The sequence below is a fragment of the Pseudomonas sp. LARHCG127 genome (genome assembly GCF_052871455.1).
The window spans coordinates 424951-446666 of record NZ_JBIXJT010000003.1; the positions used below are offsets into that span (position 1 = coordinate 424951).

At 60.8% G+C, this 21716-nt stretch carries 22 protein-coding genes; 14 read left to right on the forward strand and 8 right to left on the reverse strand.

Annotated features, from left to right (window positions below):
- Positions 1-220: 220 nt before the first annotated feature.
- The 8 genes from pnuC to ACIPQ1_RS07660 all read left to right on the forward strand — a co-directional run bounded on the left by pnuC (position 221) and on the right by ACIPQ1_RS07660 (position 6745).
- Positions 221-784, forward strand: coding sequence for a nicotinamide riboside transporter PnuC (pnuC, locus tag ACIPQ1_RS07625; RefSeq protein ID WP_186729858.1), 564 nt, complete (start codon positions 221-223; stop codon positions 782-784).
- Complete coding sequence (locus ACIPQ1_RS07630; protein WP_250963590.1) at positions 781-1305, forward strand: AAA family ATPase; 525 nt, start codon at positions 781-783, stop codon at positions 1303-1305. The genes pnuC and ACIPQ1_RS07630 overlap by 4 nt, the downstream gene beginning before the upstream one ends.
- 310 nt (positions 1306-1615) lie before the next feature.
- Complete coding sequence (locus tag ACIPQ1_RS07635; protein WP_411384776.1) at positions 1616-2062, forward strand: hypothetical protein; 447 nt, start codon at positions 1616-1618, stop codon at positions 2060-2062.
- 1 nt (position 2063) lies between these two features.
- A complete protein-coding gene (locus ACIPQ1_RS07640; RefSeq protein WP_411384777.1) occupies positions 2064-2657 on the forward strand; it encodes an adhesin in 594 nt (197 codons plus the stop codon).
- Positions 2658-2719: 62 nt separating this feature from the next.
- Positions 2720-3697 (forward strand): heme utilization protein, encoded by a 978-nt coding sequence (locus ACIPQ1_RS07645; RefSeq protein ID WP_411384778.1) that lies wholly within the window; start codon positions 2720-2722, stop codon positions 3695-3697.
- 235 nt (positions 3698-3932) lie between these two features.
- A complete protein-coding gene (locus ACIPQ1_RS07650; protein ID WP_186707659.1) occupies positions 3933-4613 on the forward strand; it encodes a C39 family peptidase in 681 nt (226 codons plus the stop codon).
- 58 nt (positions 4614-4671) lie between these two features.
- The gene (locus tag ACIPQ1_RS07655; RefSeq protein WP_446533879.1) at positions 4672-5418 is read left to right on the forward strand and encodes a hypothetical protein; all 747 of its coding nucleotides are present in this window, start codon (positions 4672-4674) and stop codon (positions 5416-5418) included.
- Positions 5419-5464: 46 nt separating this feature from the next.
- Positions 5465-6745, forward strand: coding sequence for a hypothetical protein (locus ACIPQ1_RS07660; RefSeq protein ID WP_186707657.1), 1281 nt, complete (start codon positions 5465-5467; stop codon positions 6743-6745).
- A 151-nt stretch (positions 6746-6896) separates the two neighbouring features.
- On the opposite strand, the gene ACIPQ1_RS07665 is transcribed toward ACIPQ1_RS07660, so the two are convergent.
- The gene (locus ACIPQ1_RS07665) at positions 6897-8222 is read right to left on the reverse strand and encodes a sigma-54 dependent transcriptional regulator (RefSeq protein ID WP_186707656.1); all 1326 of its coding nucleotides are present in this window, start codon (positions 8220-8222) and stop codon (positions 6897-6899) included.
- 341 nt (positions 8223-8563) lie between these two features.
- On the opposite strand from ACIPQ1_RS07665, the gene ACIPQ1_RS07670 reads away from it, so the two are divergent.
- From ACIPQ1_RS07670 to nhaB, 3 genes are all read left to right on the forward strand, one after another.
- A complete protein-coding gene (locus tag ACIPQ1_RS07670) occupies positions 8564-8830 on the forward strand; it encodes a hypothetical protein (protein ID WP_013693488.1) in 267 nt (88 codons plus the stop codon).
- A 182-nt stretch (positions 8831-9012) separates the two neighbouring features.
- Positions 9013-10302, forward strand: coding sequence for a hypothetical protein (locus ACIPQ1_RS07675; protein ID WP_446533880.1), 1290 nt, complete (start codon positions 9013-9015; stop codon positions 10300-10302).
- A 94-nt stretch (positions 10303-10396) separates the two neighbouring features.
- Positions 10397-11899 carry a sodium/proton antiporter NhaB gene (gene nhaB / locus ACIPQ1_RS07680; RefSeq protein ID WP_446533881.1) on the forward strand — a complete coding sequence of 501 codons (1503 nt, stop codon included), beginning with the start codon at positions 10397-10399 and terminating at the stop codon, positions 11897-11899.
- 167 nt (positions 11900-12066) lie between these two features.
- On the opposite strand, the gene ACIPQ1_RS07685 is transcribed toward nhaB, so the two are convergent.
- From ACIPQ1_RS07685 to gnd, 3 genes are read right to left on the reverse strand one after another with little or no spacing between them, the layout of a single operon-like run.
- Positions 12067-12885, reverse strand: coding sequence for an HAD family hydrolase (locus tag ACIPQ1_RS07685; RefSeq protein WP_411384784.1), 819 nt, complete (start codon positions 12883-12885; stop codon positions 12067-12069).
- On the reverse strand, positions 12882-14402 hold the full coding sequence (gene zwf / locus ACIPQ1_RS07690) for a glucose-6-phosphate dehydrogenase (RefSeq protein WP_411384785.1): 1521 nt from the start codon (positions 14400-14402) through the stop codon (positions 12882-12884). Before zwf ends, ACIPQ1_RS07685 begins: the two co-directional genes overlap by 4 nt.
- Positions 14399-15403 (reverse strand): phosphogluconate dehydrogenase (NAD(+)-dependent, decarboxylating), encoded by a 1005-nt coding sequence (gene gnd / locus ACIPQ1_RS07695; protein ID WP_446533917.1) that lies wholly within the window; start codon positions 15401-15403, stop codon positions 14399-14401. The genes zwf and gnd overlap by 4 nt, the downstream gene beginning before the upstream one ends.
- A 252-nt stretch (positions 15404-15655) precedes the next feature.
- Here gnd and ACIPQ1_RS07700 point away from each other — a divergent pair, with 252 nt between their 5' ends.
- Both ACIPQ1_RS07700 and ACIPQ1_RS07705 read left to right on the forward strand, forming a co-directional pair.
- Positions 15656-15829 (forward strand): DUF6026 family protein, encoded by a 174-nt coding sequence (locus ACIPQ1_RS07700; RefSeq protein ID WP_013693491.1) that lies wholly within the window; start codon positions 15656-15658, stop codon positions 15827-15829.
- A 328-nt stretch (positions 15830-16157) separates the two neighbouring features.
- Positions 16158-17897, forward strand: a complete 1740-nt coding sequence (locus ACIPQ1_RS07705; protein ID WP_411384786.1) for a phosphoethanolamine transferase CptA — start codon at positions 16158-16160, stop codon at positions 17895-17897.
- Between the two features lie 24 nt (positions 17898-17921).
- Here the strand turns inward: ACIPQ1_RS07705 and ACIPQ1_RS07710 are convergent, their stop codons facing one another.
- The 4 genes from ACIPQ1_RS07710 to ACIPQ1_RS07725 form a co-directional block, all read right to left on the reverse strand.
- Complete coding sequence (locus tag ACIPQ1_RS07710) at positions 17922-18416, reverse strand: GNAT family N-acetyltransferase (RefSeq protein WP_186707649.1); 495 nt, start codon at positions 18414-18416, stop codon at positions 17922-17924.
- A 56-nt stretch (positions 18417-18472) separates the two neighbouring features.
- The gene (gene zapE / locus ACIPQ1_RS07715) at positions 18473-19594 is read right to left on the reverse strand and encodes a cell division protein ZapE (RefSeq protein ID WP_446533882.1); all 1122 of its coding nucleotides are present in this window, start codon (positions 19592-19594) and stop codon (positions 18473-18475) included.
- 250 nt (positions 19595-19844) lie between these two features.
- Positions 19845-20186 carry a nuclear transport factor 2 family protein gene (locus tag ACIPQ1_RS07720; protein WP_186707647.1) on the reverse strand — a complete coding sequence of 114 codons (342 nt, stop codon included), beginning with the start codon at positions 20184-20186 and terminating at the stop codon, positions 19845-19847.
- Between the two features lie 51 nt (positions 20187-20237).
- Positions 20238-20954, reverse strand: a complete 717-nt coding sequence (locus tag ACIPQ1_RS07725; protein ID WP_060742566.1) for a helix-turn-helix transcriptional regulator — start codon at positions 20952-20954, stop codon at positions 20238-20240.
- A 291-nt stretch (positions 20955-21245) separates the two neighbouring features.
- On the opposite strand from ACIPQ1_RS07725, the gene ACIPQ1_RS07730 reads away from it, so the two are divergent.
- Entirely contained in the window at positions 21246-21716 is a 471-nt protein-coding gene (locus ACIPQ1_RS07730; protein ID WP_250963548.1) for an LEA type 2 family protein, read from the forward strand.

Here is a 21716-nt window from a genome sequence, read left to right on the forward strand (position 1 = left end):
CAGGCGTCTAAAGGGGTTGATGCACACTAGAAACTGTTGTGATTCACTGTGGCGAGGGAGCTTGCTCCCGCTTGAGTGCGCAGCACTCACAAAAGGGGCCGCTACGCAGCCCAGCGGGAGCAAGCTCCCTCGCCACGGGCTCAACCAACAATGGTATTGGAGCTCTCCACGCCATAGCGTTTACAATCGCCGCCCTCTCCTCTTTCCCCAAGGAACCGCCATGTCCGGGCTTGAACTGTTTGCCGCAGCCCTCGGCGTGATCGCTGTCTGGTTGACCGTCAAGCAGAACCCCTGGTGCTGGCCGATCGGCCTGGTCATGGTGTTGCTGTACAGCTGGATTTTTTTCGAGGTGAAGTTGTACTCGGACATGCTGCTGCAGGTGGTCTACGCGGTGTTGCAACTCTACGGCTGGTGGCAATGGACCCGTGCCGGGCACAATCATGATGGGCGTCAGGTCAGCCATCTCGGTGGGCCGTCGGTGCTGCTCGGCCTGGCCATTGGCGCGGCGGGCAGCCTGCTGTTGGGCGCCGCCATGGCCCACTGGACCGACGCCGCCCAGCCCTGGCTCGATGCCGCGCTCACCGGTTTCAGCCTCGTCGCTCAATGGTGGATGGCGCAAAAACGCGTGCAATGCTGGCCGTTGTGGATCGTCCTGGACGTGATCTTCGTCGGCCTGTTCATCTACAAGGGCTTGCACCTGACCGCCGCGCTTTACGCCCTGTTCACTCTGCTGGCCGTGCAAGGCTGGCGGGAATGGCGCGCCGACCCGGCCCTGCGCGCATGAAGGTGGTAGTCCTGACCGGCCCGGAATCCAGCGGCAAGAGCTGGCTGGCGGCGCAACTACAGGCACATTTTGGTGGCGTGCGGGTGGACGAGTACGTGCGCCATTTCATGGAACAGACCCAGCGCGATACGTGCCTGGCGGACATCACCGACATCGCTTCCGGCCAGTTGGCCTGGGAAGACGAGGCACGAGCCCGCCGACCCTCGCTATTGATCCTCGACACCCACCTGTTGAGCAACATCCTCTGGAGCCAGACCCTCTTTGGCGACTGCCCGGACTGGCTCGAACCGGCGTTGCTGGCCCGTCATTACGACTTGCACCTGCTGTTGAGCCCCGAGCAGGTCGAATGGACTGGCGACGGTTTGCGTTGCCAACCCGAGCTGGAAGAACGACTGGCATTTTTCGACGCCATCGAGGCGTGGCTGAGTGGACATCGGCAACCGTTCCAGATCATTCGAGGCAACTGGGCGCAACGCCAGCGGCAAGTGTTCGCGGCCGTCGCCCAACTGACCGCAGGATGATTTGTCTCACGTTTGAAACATCACGCTCGCGGCAAACCCGGATCCAACATCGTTTCAGATGATTGTCATCAAGACTGTCAAGTCACTGAAACACCCACCCAAAAACCTGGATCCAGAGCCCTGGAACAGCGTGCAGCCGGTTAGCCATCATGTGCGTTGTCTCAGCGCTGAAACAGGTTTCTTCCCCCGCTGCGCGCGCCTGAACCCAACTTGTTGAATTCACAGGCAATTCAAAACCCGGCACAACACCTGCTCTTCCCCACTTCGCAACGCTGACTAGGGCCAGCGTACCGAAGAAGGAATCGATGCCATGGGGATGTTCGACAGGGGTGTGACCTGCCTGCTATTCATCGGCTGCGCCGTCGGCGCAACGTTCAGCCTCCCCGCGCAGGCCGAGGGCAACGGCGTCATCGTACTCAACCGTGACGTGCAACCCATCGCAATCGGTCGCAACGGCGGCAAAGACCCCTACCCGACCACCGTCAACGCCAACCCCTCCGAACGCATCAACCAGGCGACCAATAGCACCGAACTGAGCGATGGCGAATTCGCCAGCGTGGCCAGCGGTTCGTCGATCCGCAACATCGTCACCCCCAATACCGGCGTGCAGGGCCTGAACGTGGTCACCAACCCCAACGGCATGCCGGGCATGAATGCCGGCCACGGTGGCGGCAGCGGCGGAGCGATCTCTGGCACCATCAACCGCTCGCTGAGCTCCGGCCTGGCCCCGCTGGGCCGGCTGGCGGGAGGTCAGTGACATGAAACCCGTCCTGTTTCTACTCGCCCTGGTCATGCTGTCCCTGCTCAGTTCTTTCACCGCATTTGCCGATTCGGGCATGGCGGTGGTCAGCAACGCCAACCTGCAGGATTCCGGCAGCCAGTACACCGGCAACTTCAACGTCAACCAGGCGGCTGGCGACCAGATCCAGCAAACCAACACCCGGGCCATTGCCATTGGCAGCCACGCCCAGGCCAGCACCCGCGTACAGCAAAGCGTCGACACCCAGGCCAACCCCTCCATGAACGCCACCGCCCGTATCGGTGGCCACTCCTTTACCAACGGCAACGGCGTGCTGGGCGTGAACCAGTCCGCCGGGGCCAACAACCAGATGGCCAATGTCATGCGGGTGAGCATCAGTGCCCATCCGCAGAGCATTGACGACAGCGCCCTGTCCCAACAGAACGTGGCGTTGCTACCGAACTCAGGCGCAACTGGCGCCCCAACCGGCAGTCGCCAGGTCGTTACCAGCGACCAGGCCTTCACCGGCAGCCGAGGGGTGATTCAGGTGAACCAGAGTGCCGGGGTGGGGAACCGCATGGCTAACACCCTGAGCATCCGGGTCGCTGACTGATCCGGCGCAGTGGGCATAAGAAAGTACCAACACTTAACCAACGACACGCAAGGAGAAACATCATGAAACCTACAATGGCACTCAAACCATTGGTTTTCGCTCTCGCCGCTGTCATGGCAATGGCTGCACAGGCCGATGGACGTGGCAACGGTAACGGCCACGGCAACGGCCACGGCAATCAAGGCCCAAGAGGTCCCTCGTTTGAGCAGTTGCTCTCGATCACGGCCGGGGCTGGTGCGACCGTACTGGATGTGCAGAACAGCGATGGCAACATCGTAACCAACCAGGCCACCCGCAACACCGCTGAAGCCACTGATTCGCTCAATGGCAGCAACGGCAACATGGGCGCCAACATCGCGGGCGGCGACGGTAACCAGCAAGACAACGCCGCCGCGCTGGCCACCGCTGACGAAAGCTTCATCTTCGGTTCGGCTGTTGCTGTTTCCAGCGCCACGCAAGTCAATAGCAACAACTATGTCAAAAACAACTCGACGCAAAACAATGCCTCGCTCACCAATGCCGGCAACGATGGCTCCGGTAATATCGGCATCAACGTGACCGCTGGCAACTTCAACCAACAGAAAAACAACCTGGCCATTGCCGTATCGGGTGGCCGTGTCGCAGAAGCTGCCGCTTCGGCCGATCAGTCCTCCAGCGGCCTTGTGGTGGACAACAAAGGCGTGCGCACCTACAAGACCGATACCCTTACCAGCACCTCCAGCGCCTCCGGCACGTTCAAGGCCAAAGGCACCGGTACCGTCGAAGACGACGGCGGCTGGGGCAACAAAGGTGGCTACGGCGGCGGCCACGATGACGACAAGTTCAAGTTCTCCGCCGTGGGGACTTTCGAACTGGCCGGCAGCAACACCCAGCAGGTGCTGACCCGCGACGGTTGGAAAAACCCTGTGATCAACAACGCCACCATGACCAACTCCATGAACGGCTTCTCCGGTAACGGCGGCGCCAACGTGTCGGCGGGCGTGGGCAACCAGCAAAGCAACTCGCTGTCCATCGCGGCGGGCTGCAAGGCTTGCATGTAAGCGCGGGTGAAACGGAGCCCCGGTAACAGCAATGCTGTTCCCCTAGGGTTTGGATGAATCTTGTGGCGAGGGAGCTTGCTCCCGCTCGGTTGCGCAGCAACCGCAAAAACCTGGGGCCGCTCCGCAGCCCAGCGGGAGCAAGCTCCCTCACCACGGACGTATTTCAATGCTCTAGACGAACAGTGCCGCTGGGAAACGGGGCTTTTTTCCCGGATGTCCATCAGGCGTATTGATCATGCGTGTCACTGCCGTTTCCCTGTTGCTCTGCCTGGCCTGTATGGCCGAAGCGGCGCAGATGCCGGTCGCTGCCCTGCCTGGCGGCATGCTGGTCTACAAACCGGTGCAAAGCGTACGCGAGCGCAAGTTCAGCGACATCGTCGAACAGAAAACCGACTTCAGTTGCGGCGCCGCCGCGCTGGCGACGGTGCTACGCCAAGCCTATTGGCTCGACGTCGATGAAGAGCACGTCATCAAAGGCATGCTGGTCAATGCCGACCATGACCTGGTTCGCACCCAGGGCTTTTCCATGCTGGACATGAAGCGCTACGTGGAAACCATCGGCATGCGTGCCCGAGGCTACCGGATACCGCCGGAGAAACTCGAAGCGGTGACGATCCCGGTGGTGGTCCTGATGGAAATACGCGGCTACAAGCACTTCGTGGTATTGCAGCGAGCCGACAAGCAATGGGTCTACATCGGCGACCCGGTGCTGGGGCACAAACGCTATTCCCACGATGAGTTCGTCAAAGGCTGGAACGGCATCGTCTTCGCGATCGTCGGCCCGGGCTATGACAAGACCAATGCCCTACGCAGCCCTCCTCAACCCCTGACGGCCCGTAACAAGCTGGACGGTTTCAACCCGGTCAGGGATGCGGAACTGATGGATTTCGGCTTCATACAGAGCGACTTTTTCTAATCGCCGACCACTGCCAACAATAAGTACAAAAAGGAGCAGGACGCTCCGGGAGCAGCACATGAAAACTTCACACTGGCTGTCGCTGGCCTGCCTGCTCGCGACCGCCTCGGGCTATGCCCATGCCGGTTTCAAACCCATCGAGGTCAAGGACCAGGAGCTCGCCGAGCTGCGCGGTCGTTATGTCATGCCCGGCCGCGTCATCAGCTTCGGCATCGTCATGAGCAGTACTTGGCGCAACGCCAGCGGCGACCTGATCGGCGCCAGCAGCACCATGCAAATCCAAGCCGCCACCGTCAAACCCGAGTTCTATGTCTCCACCATCAAGCAAACCGGTAACGGCAACGTCCCGGAACAGGGCAGCGGCAACATTACCGGTGGCGCCGGCCTTGGCACGAGCCAGGGCGTGACCCAGAGCGTGCGTGCCGCCGGCGACGGCAACACGGCCTACAACAACGTCAACATCAATGTGAAGGAGAGCAACCAGGCGCCCGCGCTTGTCCCCTCCCAAGGTCAACTGTTGACCAAGGGCCAGACCATCAGCGGCAGCAATGCCGCCGGCAGCGTCGCGGTCACTGCCACCGGCAACGGCGTGCAGATGGCGATCCAGGCCAGCCACAACCAGGGCGGCACCTTGCAACAAGTGGCCCAGGGCGGCTTGCTGCAAAACACCCGCCTGTTGGGCAACAGTAACCTGATCAACAACATGACGCAGCTCAACGTGGTGCTGAACAACAACGGCCCCAGTGCCGGCGCATTGGACTGCAACCTGACCCAACTGCGCGGCCTCCGTAACCTCGGTTATTGAACTACGCTGGTTTCCGATCATTGGGCAAATAGGGACGGCATATTTCATGTATCGATCCGTATCGTTGCGCGCTGTGATGTGTTTAAGCACGTTATTCCCGGCGGCCGTGTTACAGGCGGCCCCGGATGCCGAAATAGAAGCCCTGAAACAGCAGCTTCTAGAGCTCAAGCAACGATACGAGGTCCAGCAAAAGGCCTTGGCGGTGCTCGAGCAGCGGGTTCGCCAAGTAGAGGACCAACCCGCCGCGCCACAACCCAAGCGCCTGGCCAAATCCCCGGCCGACATGAAAGGCAACCAGACCGCCGGCGGTGCTGCGACAACAGCGGGCGGCAGCGGCTATGGGCAATCCCTGGCCGACGATTCCCAGCCGGCCCAAAGTGTCTCCAACCTCTATGACGAGGCCAGCGGCTTCTTTGGCGGCGGCAAGTTCAGTTTCGAGACCGGCGTGACCTATTCGCGCTATGACACGCGGCAACTGATCCTCAACGGCTTCCTGGCCCTGGATTCGATTTTCCTGGGCAATATCAACCTCGACCGGATCAAGGCCGACACCTGGACGCTGGACCTCACCGGTCGCTACAACTTCGACAATCGCTGGCAGTTCGACCTCAACGTGCCGGTGGTCTACCGCGAATCCACCTACCAGTCAGGCGGCGCGAACAACGGTGCGGCCGGGGTCACCAGCGAAGAAACCGTGACCCGCGACCCGACCATCGGCGACGTCAACTTCGGCATCGCCTACAAGTTCATGGATGAGTCGATCAACTCTCCGGACGCGGTGGTCACCCTGCGGGTCAAGGCCCCCACCGGCAAGGACCCGTTTGGTATCAAGCTGCGCCAATCCCAGGCCAACACCAACCTGTTCGTGCCTGACGACTTGCCCACCGGTAACGGCGTCTGGTCGATCACGCCCGGGCTCTCGCTGGTCAAGACCTTCGACCCAGCCGTCCTGTTCGGCAGCCTTTCCTACACCCATAACCTCGAAGAGTCATTCGACGACATCAGCTCCACGGTCAACCAGAAGACCCCGGGCAAGGTGCGGATCGGCGACAGTTTCCAGATCGGCGCGGGCGTTGCCTTTGCGTTGAACGAGAAGATGAGCATGTCGTTCTCGGTCTCCGACCTGATCCAGAAGAAAAGCAAGCTCAAGCAGGACGGCGGCGACTGGGAATCGGTGACCTCCAGCGACGCCAACGCCGGTTACTTCAATATCGGCATGACCGTCGCCGCGTCCGACAACCTGACCATCGTGCCGAACCTGTCCATCGGGTTGACCGACGATGCGCCGGATTTCACCTTTAGCCTGAAATTCCCATACTACTTCTGATGCCCTCTGGGATAGGTAATGGGAAGGACACTGCAACCCCCTGTGGGAGCGAGCTTGCTCGCGATGAGGCCCTTTCAGTCAGCATGAATGTTGAATGAAAGTCCGCTATCGCGAGCAAGTTCGCTCCCACAGTTCTTTGCGCAGGTTTGAGTCAGCGGATCTGATGCTTATGCAGCAGACGATAGAACGTCGGCCGGGACACGCCCAATACCCGCGCCGCCACGCTCAGGTTGTCACTGTGACGGTTGAGCACATCGCTCAGGGCCTGGCGCTCGGCGCGGGTCTTGTAATCCTCCAGCGTCCCCATCGGCGCCGCAATACCCTGTTGGCTGGCCAGGCCGAGGTCCCGGGCTTCGATCTGGCGCCCTTCGGCCAGCACCAACCCGCGACGGACGCGATTGGCCAACTCCCGCACGTTGCCGGGCCAGTCGTGCATGCCCATCGCCACCAGGGCATCGTCACTGAAGCTGCGGGGACGACGGCCGGTTTCCCGGCTGTAGAAATGGGAAAAGTGACTGGCCAACATCGCCAGGTCGCCATGGCGTTCGCGCAAGGGTGCCATGACCACTTGCAACACATTCAAGCGGTAATACAAGTCCTCGCGAAATCGCTTGTGCTCGATGGCCGCCTCAAGGTCCACATGAGTAGCCGCCAAGACCCGCACATCGACGGCGATCGGCTGGCTGCCGCCAACCCGCTCAATGTGTTTTTCCTGGAGGAAACGCAGCAAGTTGGCCTGCAACTCCAACGGCAGGTCGCCAATCTCATCGAGAAACAGCGTGCCCCCATGGGCCGCCTCGATCCGGCCAATCTTGCGTTGGTGAGCGCCGGTAAATGCGCCCTTTTCATGACCGAACAATTCGGACTGGATCAAGTGCTCCGGAATGGCGCCGCAGTTGATGGCGATGAACGGCTTGTTGCGCCGATGCGACTGGCAATGCAGGGTGCGCGCCACCAGCTCCTTGCCGGTGCCGCTCTCACCGCGAATCAACACGGGCGACTCGGCCGGCGCCAACTTGCTCAACAACTTGCGCAGTTCGCGAATCGGCTTGCTGTCGCCCAGCAGTTCATGTTCGGGCTGGTCGATATGAATCGAGCCCTGGCCCCGCAGGCGCGCCATGCCAAACGCCCGGCCCAGGGTCACCTGGACCCTGGACACGTCAAAGGGCAAGGTATGGAAGTCAAAAAACCATTCGCAGACAAAATCACCGACGTTTTGCAGGCGCAAGACTTCCTGGCTGAGCACGGCGATCCACTCCGTGCCGCTGCGGCTGATCAATTCCTTGACCGCTTCCGGGCGCTCCAAGTGAAACGGTTGCAAGCGCAGCAGACCGACGTCACAGGTCCGATCGCCGGCGTGTTCAAGGGCGCAACTGTCCACATCCCAACCAATGCTGCGCAGCCCTGGCAACAGGCGATGACAATCGTCGCAGGGATCAACCACGAGCAGACGACGTGACGTACTGGCTTCGATCATGACTGATCCTTGGCGCCAAAATAAGGAAATATGATTAGAAACAGTCGTTTGGCAAACCTGCATGTAACAGTAGCAAGAAGTTGACGCGCCCTTGTATCAATTGATTATCGAGATCACGTTAAAACGGTTATAAGCGAGCGTTTCGTTAGTTGTCACAGGTGTTTTTCTTTCAGGGTGCTTTCAAACAAAAGTGCAAAAGCCTGGTCTGAAAGAAAATCGAAATTTATTTAAATAATGTGTGACCCGCCTACGGGTTCGGGACATCAGTACAAGTAACCAGCCGCACGGTACGCCCAACCGACGGCACATCATTTGTTTGGGCACACTGAAGAGAAAACGCCATGAACGCCCCGCTCCGTATCAACGAAGCTCTTTTGATTGCCGACCGCGCATTCCGTCCATTCCAATGCGTGGCCTGGGCTCCACAAGACGGTAACGGTGAACTTAGCCTGACCGTCATCGACCGTACCAATACCCATATTGGCCGCACTCAGATTCCAAGCAGCGCCTATACCGACCCGGTCCAACTGGCCGATCTGTTGAAACAGGCCCGTGCCGAATTGAGCCAGGAAGGCTACACCTTGCAATCCTGGTCGATGCCGGAATAAACCTCGATAAAGCCTGTTATCGATTGCAGGCTTGGCATTGGGTTGTAAAGCCATTGTTATGGCACGCATCGCCGCAGCATCGGTAGACCTGACAGTTGTGTATTGTCCCGTTCAGGGATTGAATGTTGCCCTCATGCAGTCATCGCCCTTTCGGGCCGGTCGACACGCAAGGAGAGGCAGGCATGCTCAACCAGTTCGCGTTTGTGCTCCCCAAGGCCATGGCCCATCCCGGGCAACTTGACCCAGGTTTTGCCGCCAATGGCAAAGCCTGGGTTCATTTCGAAGACAGCACTTCGAGCCTGATCACCGGATTGACCCTCGACCGAGCCGGGCGAATCCTGGTGGCAGCCAGGGTCGAGACGGCCCACGGCAGCCGATTCGGGCTGGCACGACTCAACCCTGACGGTTCGACCGACCCGGTTTTCGGCACCCGCGGCTGCGTGATCGACGCGTTTGACCACGGCTTCGAAGCGACGGCAGGCAAAGTAATCGAGCTGCCCGACGGGCATATCCTGCTGTCGGGCCTGCACTACGAAAACAACGAGCACACCCTGCCCGCCCTAGCACTGTTCGATCCGCAAGGCCGTGCTGTCCAGAGCTTCGGCAACGCCGGCCGGCACATCATCCGGCTCTGTGGCAATCTCTCCCAAGGCCTGCGCGATCCCTGGCTGCCGCCCGGCGTGCCAGGTCTCGAGGCCTGCGACATGCAAGTGCAGGCCGATGGCCGGATCCTTTTGCTCGCCAACCATCATTACCAATTGTCCGACCATGTCGGCGTACTGATCCGGCTCCTGCCGGACGGGGCCTTGGATACCTCATTCAATGGTCGCGGTTTCGTGATGGTCCGACGCTTGTTGAAAAATACCTGGCTCGGCTGCCTGACGCTTCAGGCTGACGGCCATATTGTCGTCGGTGGCGCCATCGACCTGCCCCAACATGGCTTGATAGCACGCTATGACAGCAGCGGCAGGCTCGATGACAGCTTCGGCGAAGAGGGCTTCCTGTCCATCCTGGCCCAGGGTCACAGCGCGATGATCAGCCAGATCGTCGAGGATGGGAACGGTGATCTGCAGGCGTTCGGCAGCAGTCGCGATCCGATGCATAGCCTGTCCCTGAAAGTACGTCCGGACGGCAAGCCGGACCGTCATTGCAATCAGGGCCAGTGCCGGCTCATGGCGATCGGGCGCAACGCCAGCCAGTGGACCGCCGCCCAGCTTCAAGCGGACGGAAAGCTGGTCACCGCCGGCGCCACCATCGGCGGTATCGAGGCCGACTTCGTGCTTGCCCGGCATTTGCCGGATGCCAGCCTCGACCCGGATTTCGGCCAGGGCAAGGGCTGGGTTCGCACGCGACTCGGCTACAGTCTGGACACCGCCACCGCCGTGGCGGTGCAGGCTGACAGCAAAATCCTGGTGGGCGGCTACTCACTCCAGGGTCATTATCGAGCGGTGGTTGCGCGTTATTGGGCCTGAGTCAGATTGTCGCGGGCGAACGGTATTCATCCTACGCTTGATATTCCTCATTTCTTACGGCAAGTTGCGCGCTTCTAATTAAAAGGAGCAGCCAATGTCCGGTCCAATGGCTAAGGCTTTCGCGCATAACTTTCTGGGGAATTCCCCGCGTTGGTACAAGGCGTGCATCATCACTTTCCTGGTCCTCAATGCCGTGGTGCTGTGGACATTGGGCCCAGTCGTTGCAGGCTGGATGATCGTGCTGGAGTTCATCTTCACCCTGGCCATGGCCCTTAAATGCTACCCGCTGATGCCCGGCGGCCTGCTGATGGTCGAAGCCCTGGCGCTGGGCATGACCACCCCCAAGGCACTTTACGACGAATTGCTGCATAACTTCCCGGTCATCCTGCTGCTGATGTTCATGGTGGCGGGGATCTATTTCATGAAGGACTTGCTGCTGTTCCTGTTCTCGCGCCTGCTCCTGGGTGTGCGCTCCAAGGCCATCCTGGCCTTGATGTTCTGCTTTCTCTCGGCGTTCCTGTCGGCCTTCCTCGATGCCTTGACCGTCACGGCAGTGATCATCAGCGCCGCCGTGGGCTTTTATTCGGTGTATCACCGCGTGGCGTCGGGTAACGACCCGCGCCAGGACAGCAGCGTCGACGAAGACCACGATTTGCCTTCGCTGCACCAAGGCGACCTGGAGCAGTTCCGAGCCTTCCTGCGCAGTCTGCTGATGCATGGCGCCGTCGGTACGGCGCTGGGTGGCGTCTGCACCTTGGTGGGCGAACCCCAGAACCTACTGATCGGCCATGAGATGGGCTGGCATTTCGCCGACTTCTTCCTGAAAGTCGCGCCAGTATCGCTGCCAGTACTGGCGGCCGGACTGGTGACCTGCGTAGCGCTGGAAAAGCTGCGCTGGTTCGGTTATGGCACGCTGTTGCCGGACAATGTGCGCGCCGTGCTCGCCGATTATGCCGAGCAGGACAATCGCGAACGCACGGCTCGTCAGCGCGCGGCCCTGATCGTCCAAGGCCTTGCCGCACTGATCCTGATCGTCTGCCTGGCCCTGCACATTGCCGAAGTCGGCCTGATCGGCCTGATGATCATCGTGTTGATTACCGCCTTCACCGGCATCACTGACGAACATCGGCTGGGCAATGCGTTCAAGGACGCCATGCCGTTCACGTCGCTGCTGGTGGTGTTCTTTGCGGTGGTGGCGGTCATTCACGACCAGCAACTGTTCACGCCGCTGATCCAATGGGTCCTGGCCCTGCCCGCCGACCAGCAGCCTGGCATGCTGTTCATCGCCAACGGCCTGCTCTCGGCCATCAGCGACAACGTGTTCGTGGCGACCATCTACATCACCGAGGTCAAGCAGGCCTTCGTCTCCGGTCACATGAGCCGCGAACAGTTCGAGACCCTGGCGGTGGCTATCAACACCGGCACCAACCTGCCGAGCGTCGCCACACCCAACGGCCAGGCGGCGTTCCTGTTCCTGCTGACCTCGGCGATTGCGCCGCTGATTCGCCTGTCCTATGGCCGGATGGTCTGGATGGCATTGCCCTACACCGTGGTGATGGGTGGTTTGGGGTGGTATGGGGTGACGTACTGGTTGTAGAAATACTGCTGAGAAGAAGCAAACCAGTGGCGAGGGAGCTTGCTCCCGCTGGGCTGCGCAGCAGCCCCAAGAAAGCACTGACACCCGCGGCGTGTCAGGCGAAGACAGGGGGCGCTACGCGCCCCAGCGGGAGCAAGCTCCCTCGCCACAAAGACCCGGACAGCTTATTACAGGAGGATGTAGCGCTCGATCGCCAAGGCCGCGCCGTCTTCGGTCACGGCGGCGGTCACGACATCGGCCTGGCGCCTGATCGCCTCTTCCGCCTGCCCCATGGCAATCGACAATCCCGCCCGGTGAAACATCGCCGGGTCATTGCCGCCGTCCCCCATCGCTGCGGTCTGCTCCAGCGGCACCCCCAGGAACTCGGCCAGCGTCGACAACGCCTCACCTTTGTTCGCTTTCATCGCCGTCACGTCCAGGTAGATCGGTTGCGAACGCGACACCTGGGCCTGGCCCTTGAGCAGCGGGTGCAGCCGAGCCTCCAGTTCCACCAGCAGGTCGGTGTTGGCGCTGGTGGCGACGATCTTGTCGATCCGCTCCAGATACGGCTCGAAACTCTCGACTTCTACCGGCGGATAGCCCAGGCCGCGGGTCTCCACCGGCACCATCGGGCCGTTGGCGTCGCGCACCAGCCAATCGCCATTGGCGAAAACCCAGACCTCGATGCCAGGCTGATCGGCGTACAGCGCCAGCGTGGCCAGCGCGGCCTCGGGCGGCAGGTAATGGACCGCAAGGAAGCTGCCGTCGGGATGAACCAGCGTGCCACCGTTGAACGCCGCCGTAGGCAGGTCGACGCCCAGGGCCTCGATCTGCTGCAACATGGCCCGCGGCGGTCGCCCTGTGGCGAGGCTGAACAGCACGCCGGCCTCACGCAACGAGCGAACCGCTTCAATGGTGCGCTGGTTGAGACTGTGATCAGGCAGCAGCAGCGTGCCGTCCATGTCGCTGAGTAAAAATCGGATGGGATGCTTCACCAGATTACTCATCCGAGGCCATGCCAGACGCGACTGTCGCGGGTCAGCAAGTCATCGGCCGCCGCCGGGCCATCTTCCCCGGCCTTGTAGGGCTGGACCGTCGCGTCCTGTTGCCAGGCATCGAGGAACGGCTGCACGGCGCGCCAGCCGTTTTCGATGTTGTCGGCGCGCTGGAACAGGGTCTGGTCGCCAGTCAGGCAATCGTAGATCAGGGTCTCGTAACCCGTGGATGGCTGCATTTCGAAGAAATCCTTGTAGGCAAAGCCCAATTCGATATTGGCCATGTCGAGGGCCGGCCCCGGGCGCTTGGCCAGCAGGTCGAACCACATGCCTTCATTGGGCTGAATCTGGATTCTCAAGTACGTCGGTTGCAGTTCGTCGACTTCGGTGTCGCGAAACTGCGCGTAAGGCGCCGGCTTGAAGCAGATGACGATCTCCGTGTCCCGCACGCTCATGCGCTTGCCAGTGCGCAGGTAAAACGGCACGCCCACCCAACGCCAATTATCGATCATGACCTTGAGGGCGACGTAGGTCTCGGTGCTGCTGTCGGCAGCGACGTTGGCTTCCTGGCGATAACCGGTCACGGCCTTGCCGCCGATTTCACCGGCGGTGTATTGGCCGCGGATCGAGTTGGCGCGGGCCTGTTCCACCGACCAGGGCCGGATCGCCCCGACGACCTTGGCCTTTTCCCCACGTACCGCGTCAGCACCAAACGCCGCTGGCGGCTCCATGGCCACCATCGCCAGCAATTGGAAAAGATGGTTCGGCACCATGTCCCGCAGGGCGCCGGTGTGTTCATAAAAACTGCCACGGGTTTCCACGCCGACGGTTTCGGCGGCGGTGATTTGTACGTGGTCGATGTAGTGGTTGTTCCAGAACGCCTCGAACAGGCTGTTGGAGAACCGACTGACCAGAATGTTCTGCACCGTCTCCTTGCCCAGGTAATGGTCGATGCGATAGATCTGTTTCTCGCTCATGACCTTGAGCAGGCACGCGTTCAGCGCTTCGGCGGTTTGCAGGTCGGAACCGAAGGGTTTTTCGATCACCACCCGCCGGAAAGCCCCCTCCTGCTCCTGAAGCAGCCCGGCCGCACCGAGGCGGCTGACCACTTCACTGAAAAAGCGCGGCGCGGTCGCCAGGTAGAAGACCGCGTTGCCGGTGCCGCTGGCGGCGATTTTTGCCGCCAGTGCCTGGTAGGTGCCGTCATCGAGAAAATCACCCTGGACGTAGCTGATGCCCTGGGCCAGCTTGGCCCACAGCACCGGGTCGAGCGCGCGGTCGGCATCACCGCCCTTGCTCGCCGCTTCGTTGCGGATGAAATCCTCGAGTTTCTTGGCAAAATCCACATCGCTGATGGCGTTGTGGTCAACCCCGATGATGCGCAGCCCATCGCCCAGCAGACCGTCGCGACTGAGGTGGTATAGCGCCGGCATCAGCAGGCGCTTGACCAGATCACCATGGGCGCCGAACAAAAACAACGTGGTCGGCGGCGCGGGTTCTGCCTTGGATTTGCTGGCGATCGAGGTCATTTTTTCGGCGTCTCCACGTGGCCGCCAAAGCCGAAGCGCATGGCCGAGAGCATTTTGTCGCCGTAGGTGCTTTGCTGGCGCGAGCGGAAACGGGCGAACAGCGAACTGGACAGGACCGGCACCGGCACCGCTTGCTCGATGGCGGCCTCGATGGTCCAGCGCCCTTCACCGCTGTCAGCGACTTCGCCGGAAAAACCCTCCAGTTTCGGATCGCTGGCCAAGGCGTCGGCGGTCAAGTCCAGCAGCCAGGACGAGACCACGCTGCCACGGCGCCAGACTTCGGCGATATCGGCCACGTTCAGGTCAAAACGCTGCTCCGGTGGCAGGCTTTCGCTGGATTTGGTCTTGAGGATGTCGAAGCCTTCGGCGAAGGCCTGCATCATGCCGTACTCGATGCCATTGTGGATCATCTTCACGAAATGCCCGGCACCGGCCGGGCCTGCGTGGATGTAGCCGCGTTCGGCGCGGTCATCGTCGGATGTGCGGTCACGGGTGCGCGGAATGTCGCCCATGCCCGGTGCCAGGCTGTCGAACAGCGGGTCCAGGCGCTTCACCACCTCGGCCTCACCGCCAATCATCATGCAGTAGCCGCGCTCCAGGCCCCAGACACCGCCGGAAGTACCGACATCGATGTAGCTCAGGCCTTTTTCCGACAGGGCCTGGGCGCGACGGATGTCGTCCTTGTAGTACGTGTTGCCACCATCAATGATCACGTCGCCCGGCTCGAGCAGCTCGCTGAGGACGTTGATGGTGTCTTCGGTGGGTGCGCCGGCCGGCAGCATGACCCAGACCGCTCGTGGCTTGTCCAGGCCGGCGACCAGTGCCGGCAGGTCCGCGACGCCCGTTGCGCCTTCCTGGCTCAGGTTTTCGACAAAAGCGGTATTGCGGTCATAGACGACGGTGGTGTGCCCATTGAGCATCAGGCGCCGCGCAATATTGCCGCCCATGCGGCCCAGTCCAATGATCCCGAGTTGCATGTGCTGATGCTCCCTACTACAAATAAAGGTGTGTCAAAGGTTTAGCTCAAGGTGACTTGTGGAGGTTAGTCCAGAGCATTGCTGCATAGTTTCCGGGTAAATCGCCCGATCACAAAGGATAACGTTCAAAAACCGGCCGAAGACACGGCGACCATGAAAAATAAAAAAGTTCCATTCACGAGCAAAAGTATTCAGAATCGGCGCCGATAAAGAGGTGTCGACCAAAAAAACTGGCGACATCTCTCTAGTTGATGTACGCCATTTGCGAGGTGAGCAATGGGCCCAGTCGTTACCGCACGTCCCCCCCAAACCCTTTATGTGACCATTCGTCGCGATGAATTGCGCCTACTCAAGGAAGAACGCGATCTACTGCTTGATGAAGTGACGCAACTGCGCATGCAGCTGCAACACGCACAGCTGTCCCACCAGAGCCAGTCCCTGGCTCGGTAACCGCCCCAGAGGGTAGGAGCTGGCGAAGCCTGCGATCTTTTGATCTTGATCTTTCGCTTGAGACTCAAGTGTCTGGGATAAGATCGCAGCCTCGTTGCACTCGACAGCTCCTACATAGCTCCTACAGGATCAAGCCCCTGCCACAGGATGGGGCGCCTCCCGCCTGCCTTGATTGCCTGATTCACCCCCGCCTGCGTTTTGTAACCGAAAAACTAACAAAGTTTTCACAACCGGCTCGTAATACTCCCCGCCTTTAAGATTGCTCGGCGTATGCCTGCGGCCACCAGTCCGGTGCCAGCAGCTTCGTCGACAGAGGCTGGAGCGCTTGATGAGCTTGTTCAAACGCAGCAAAACGACTGCGAAAGGTTTCGACTGGGCCGGATTCGGCTGGCTGTTTCTGTTCTTCTGGTACTTCTCGGGTATCACCCAACTACTCATTCTGCTCAGTGACACCTCGGGTTTCGCCGGCTTTCGCCAAGCGTTCGTGATGAGTGCGGTGTGGCTGGCGCCCCTGCTGCTCTTCCCTGCCCGTACGCGCTTGCTGGCGGCATTGATCGGCGTGGTGCTGTGGGCCTGCTCCATGGCCAGCCTGGGCTACTTCTTCATTTACCAGCAAGAATTTTCCCAAAGCGTCATCTTCATCATGTTCGAATCGAACGTGTCTGAAGCCGGCGAGTACCTGACCCAGTATTTTGCCTGGTGGATGGTGGCGGCGTTCCTGGCCCATACCGCCGTGGGTTATTGGCTCTGGACCCGCCTGCGCCCGGTGTACCTGCCCCGGCGCCAGGCCGTCGTTGTAGCAACCGTCATCGTGCTCGCCGTGGTCGGTTATCCGCTGGTCAAGCAGACCCTGCGCACCGGCAGCTTCGCCCGTGGCCTGGAGAAGTTCGAAAACCGGATCGAGCCGGCGGTGCCCTGGCAGATGCTGGTGGCCTACCGTCGCTATGGTGAGCAGTTGGAAAACATGCAAGGCATGCTCCACAGCGCCAGCAAGATCCCTCCCCTGAGCAACCTCAAGGACGGCATGGCAGAACAGCCGGCCACCCTGGTGCTGGTGATCGGCGAATCCACCAATCGGCAGCGCATGAGCCTCTACGGTTACCCGCGGGAAACCACACCGGAGCTGGATAAGCTCAAGGACCAGCTGTCAGTGTTCGACAATGTCATCACCCCGCGCCCCTATACCATCGAAGCACTGCAACAGGTGCTGACCTTCGCCGACGAACAGAACCCGGACCTGTACCTGAGCACGCCTTCGCTGGTGAGCATGATGAAGCAGGCCGGCTACAAGACTTTCTGGATCACCAACCAGCAGACAATGACCAAGCGCAACACCATGCTCACGACCTTTTCCCAACAGGCCGATGAACAGGTGTACCTGAACAACAACCGCAACCAGAACTCCGCGCAGTACGATGGCGACGTGATCGAGCCGTTCAACAAGGCCCTGGCCGACAGCGCGCCGCGCAAGCTGATCGTGGTGCACCTGCTCGGCACCCACATGAGTTATCAATACCGGTACCCGCCGACGTTCAACAAGTTCACTGATCGCCAGGGCGTACCGGCGGGCCTGCGTGATGATCAGGTCCCGACCTACAACAGCTACGATAACGCGGTGTTGTACAACGACTTCGTCGTCTCCAGCCTGATCAAGGATTACGCCAGGACCGACCCCAACGGTTTCCTGCTGTACCTCTCGGACCATGGTGAAGACGTGTTCGATTCGCAGGGTCACGGCACGCTGGGCCGTAACGAAGCCAAGCCGACAGCGCCGATGTATACCATTCCCTTCATGGCCTGGGCTTCGCCCAAGTGGCGCGAAAACCATGACTGGAACTTTGCCGGCGACCTGTCACGGCCCTACAGCAGCTCGCACCTGATTCACACCTGGGCAGACCTGGCCGGCCTGAGCTTCGATGAGCTGGACCGCAGCAAGAGCCTGGTCAGCGATGACTTCAAGGCCCGTCCCCTGCTGATCGGCAATCCGTATGAAGCCCCGCGCAGGGCTCTGATCGACTTCAGCCTGATGCAGCCCAAGGCGCCCTTGGCTGAGGTGGTGCAAAAATAACCGCACCCCACCAGAAGCCCGCTTTTACAGGGGCTTGATCCAGAACTGCATAATGCCGTGGGCCGGGTCGAACATGCCGGCGGCAAAGCCGAACTTGGCGTAGCTGCCCTGGGCGACGGCATTGCCTTCAAGCACTTCCAGGGTGATCTTGCAGCAACCGCGCTGACGGGCAATGTCCTCGACCTTCTGCAGCATCTTCTGGCTCAACCCGAGGCCGCGAAATTCCGGCATGACCGCCACGTCGTGGATATTCACCAGGGGCCGGCAGGCAAAGGTTGAAAAACCTTCGAAGCAATTGACCAGCCCCGCCGGTTCTCCATTGACAAACGCCAGCACGCTGAAGGCATGGGGCCGCTTGGCCAGCTCCTCCGGCAGGTGCAGCAGTACCTCGGCCGGCAACGGATGCCCCCCACCCATCGGATCCTGCGCGTAACCGTTGAGCACATGACAGATCGCTTCGGCGTGGACCGGGTTGGTGTAGCTGGCTTGCAGAACAAGGATGTCCTTGGCTTCTTCCATGACCTTCCATCTCACTTCAGTAGGACCGCGGCACAATGCCGTCGGCGGGATACAGGTCAGGCGTACTGACCGAAACGTTGCATTTGCATTTCCTGGAGGCGACTGAGCGTACGGCGAAACGGGAATTGCAGATAGCCCTCGGTGTACAACTCATCCATCGGCACCGCGGCCGAAAGACACAGCGGCACCTTGCGGTCATAACATTCATCGACCAGGGCGATGAATCGCCGCACGCCGTCGTCGTGGACCGACAACTGCGGCAACTCACGATCACCGGCCACGACCCGTTCGACGCCGTCCTCGGTGCCACGAGCAATACGCCCTTCGCGCTGTTCAGCGCTCAGACAGGGCACGTCACTGAGCAGGATGACATTGAAGCGGTCGCACAGCGCCATGAAATCCAACGCTGAAAACGGTTGCTCGCACAAGTCGGCGTAACGGCTCCACAGCACGGCATCGCTGGCCTGGACCGGTTCCAGCAGACGATGGCCCACTTCAATCGGCGCTCGGCTCGACACCTGCCCGGCGGTCAACAGGTCGAAGACATCGCCCAGCGGGTCGGGTTGCCCTGGATCGCGCAACCAGTAACGCTGCTGCAATTGGCCTGGGTGTTGGCGATGGTCTTGCCAGCCGTTCACCGGCACGATCTGCATGTGCTGCTTGATCGCGGTGATGGTCGGCAGGAAGCGCTCGCGGTTGTGGCCGTTGGCATAAAGCTCTTCCGGCGGCAGGTTGGAGGTACTCACCATCACCATGCCCAGCTCGAACATCACTTGGAACAAGCGCCCGAGGATGATCGCGTCACCAATGTCGCTGACGAACAGCTCGTCGAAACACAGCACCCGTACTTCCGCGCTCAACTCCCTGGCCAGGGCCTGCAAAGGGTCCGGCGTGCCGGTGAGCTGGAATGAACGCTGGTGCACCCACGCCATGAAATGATGGAAGTGCTGACGGCGTGCCGGCACCTTGAGGCTTTCATAAAAGCGGTCCATCAGCCAGGTCTTGCCACGCCCCACCGGCCCCCAGAGATAAACGCCCTTGATCGACTTGCGCCTTTCGTGCAACGCCTGGTGGCATTGCTCCAGGGCCATGATGGCCAATTCCTGGGCCTCATCCTGGACGAAACCGCGGTGTTCGATGGCGTGCTGCCAAGCACTCAGGGGGGAGTCGAAAGTCATACGGCCCGGGTCCGGAAAACGAAGGTGGGGAGTATGCCATGGCAGCATGGGGTGATGAGTCATTCACCTGCTTGTGGACTCAACGCCGAGCCCTGTGGCGAGGGAGCTTGCTCCCGCTCGGTTGCGCAGCAACCGCAAAAACTTGGGGCCGCTGCGCAGCCCAGCGGGAGCAAGCTCCCTCGCCACAAAGGCGTTCAACTCCTGGCACAACAGCGTTCAACTCCTGGTGTAACAGCGTTGGGGCAGAGTGCTAGATTGAAATATCCAACCGACTGATCTTGCCCTGCTCATCGAGCCGGAAGGTATAGCGCAGCTCCAATGGGCTGCCGGGGAATGTGCCGGAGATCAGGTTGTGCACCAGCACCTTGCCTGTGCGTTGCTGCACATCGAGAACCTCGACTCGCGGCTGGAAGCGCTGGGCGGTGTCTTCCATCCATTGGGCGATGGCCTGGGTGCCGACACGGTGTTGGCCTTCATCGAACACATTGGCGTCCTCGGCGAAGAAACGCGTCACCGCCGAACTGTCACGGGCATTGGCAGCCGCGATGTAGCCGGCGATGGCCGGGGCCAGGGAAGAGACGGGGTTGGACATGGCATGGCTCCTTGTTTTATCGATCTGGCACCATGCTAGAACAGCGCTGTGTCAGTTTTTGTCAGGAGTGAAACGCCCGGTTTCGTCCAGCTTCATCAGCGCAAACCAGTCCCGCAGCAAATCGCTGCGCCGGCCTGGATAGCGCTCGCCCTGCTCGGTGGCCGAGGCAATCCGATCGGTGCGAAAAGTCCGATAGGCGCCGCGCAATTCGCACCAGGCCACCACCACCCGCGCCTCATTGAAAAAGCCCAGGGCCAGCGGCCAGATCAGCCGTTGGCTCGGGGTCTTGTTCACGTCGGCGTAGTCGATGTGCAGCTTGGCCTGGGCGCGAATGGCCTGGCGGTAGACATTCAGTTCCACAGTATTCTGCGGATAGCCATAACCCGGCGGGCCAGGCAGCACCGTGGGGTTGCGCAACGCGTCCCGCACATCCGGGGCAAGCACCGCGGCGACCTTCGCCAGGGCATCGGCGGCCGCCTTGCCCAGCACCTCGTCGGCGCGCTGATCCACGTAGCGCAAGCCCAGCACAATGGCCTCGATTTCATCGGCGGTGAACATCAGTGGCGGCAGGAACAGGCCGCTGCGCAATACATAACCAATGCCCGCTTCGCCCTGGATCGGCGCGCCAAGGGCCGTGAGTTCGGCAATGTCGCGGTACAAGGTGCGCTCGGAGACGTTCAGTTCACCCGCCAATGTCGCGGCGGTGACTGGGCAACGCTTGCCTCGCAGGACTTGCAACAAAGTGAGCAGCCGAGTGGTACGCGACACGATGGACTGTCCGCAAAGAAAAGATGACGCAGATTAGCAGAGGCTGGTGTCAGAAACTGTCAGGAGCCCTTTGACGGATGAGTCAGTGTGGTATGAATCTGTGGAATGAGTCTTTGTGGTGTGTGAGCTTTTGTGGCGAGGGAGCTTGCTCCCGCTGGGCTGCGCAGCGGCCCAAGCTGTTGCGGTTGCTGCGCAACCGAGCGGGAGCAAGCTCCCTCGCCACAAAAGCGCTCTCGCCAGGGTATCGTGCTCAATCGCTTCCGAGTTTTTTCATTCATTGAGAGTCTATCCATGCGCAGAATCCTCGGCCTTTCCGTTTTCCTGATCATGCTCAGCCTGAGCGCCTGCGCCCTCTTCCCGCACCGTGACCCGCTGAACATCAACGTGGTGGGCATCGAGCCATTGCCCAACCAGGGCTTGGAAGTGCGTTTTGCGGTGAAACTGCGTGTGCAGAACCCCAACGAAACCGCCATCGACTACAACGGCATGGCCTTGGACCTGGAGGTCAATGGTCGTACGCTGGCGACAGGGGTCAGTGACCAGGCCGGTTCGATCCCGCGCTTTTCCGAAGCGATCCTGAGTGTGCCGGTGAGCATTTCGGCGTTTTCCGTGCTGCGCCAGACCTTGGGCCTGAGCCAGACCCAAAGCCTGGACAACCTGCCCTATGTACTCAAGGGCAAGCTCGCCGGCGGCGTGTTCGGCACGATGCGCTTCGTCGACCGCGGGACCCTCGAGCTGCCAGGCTCCGCGGCGACGTGGTGA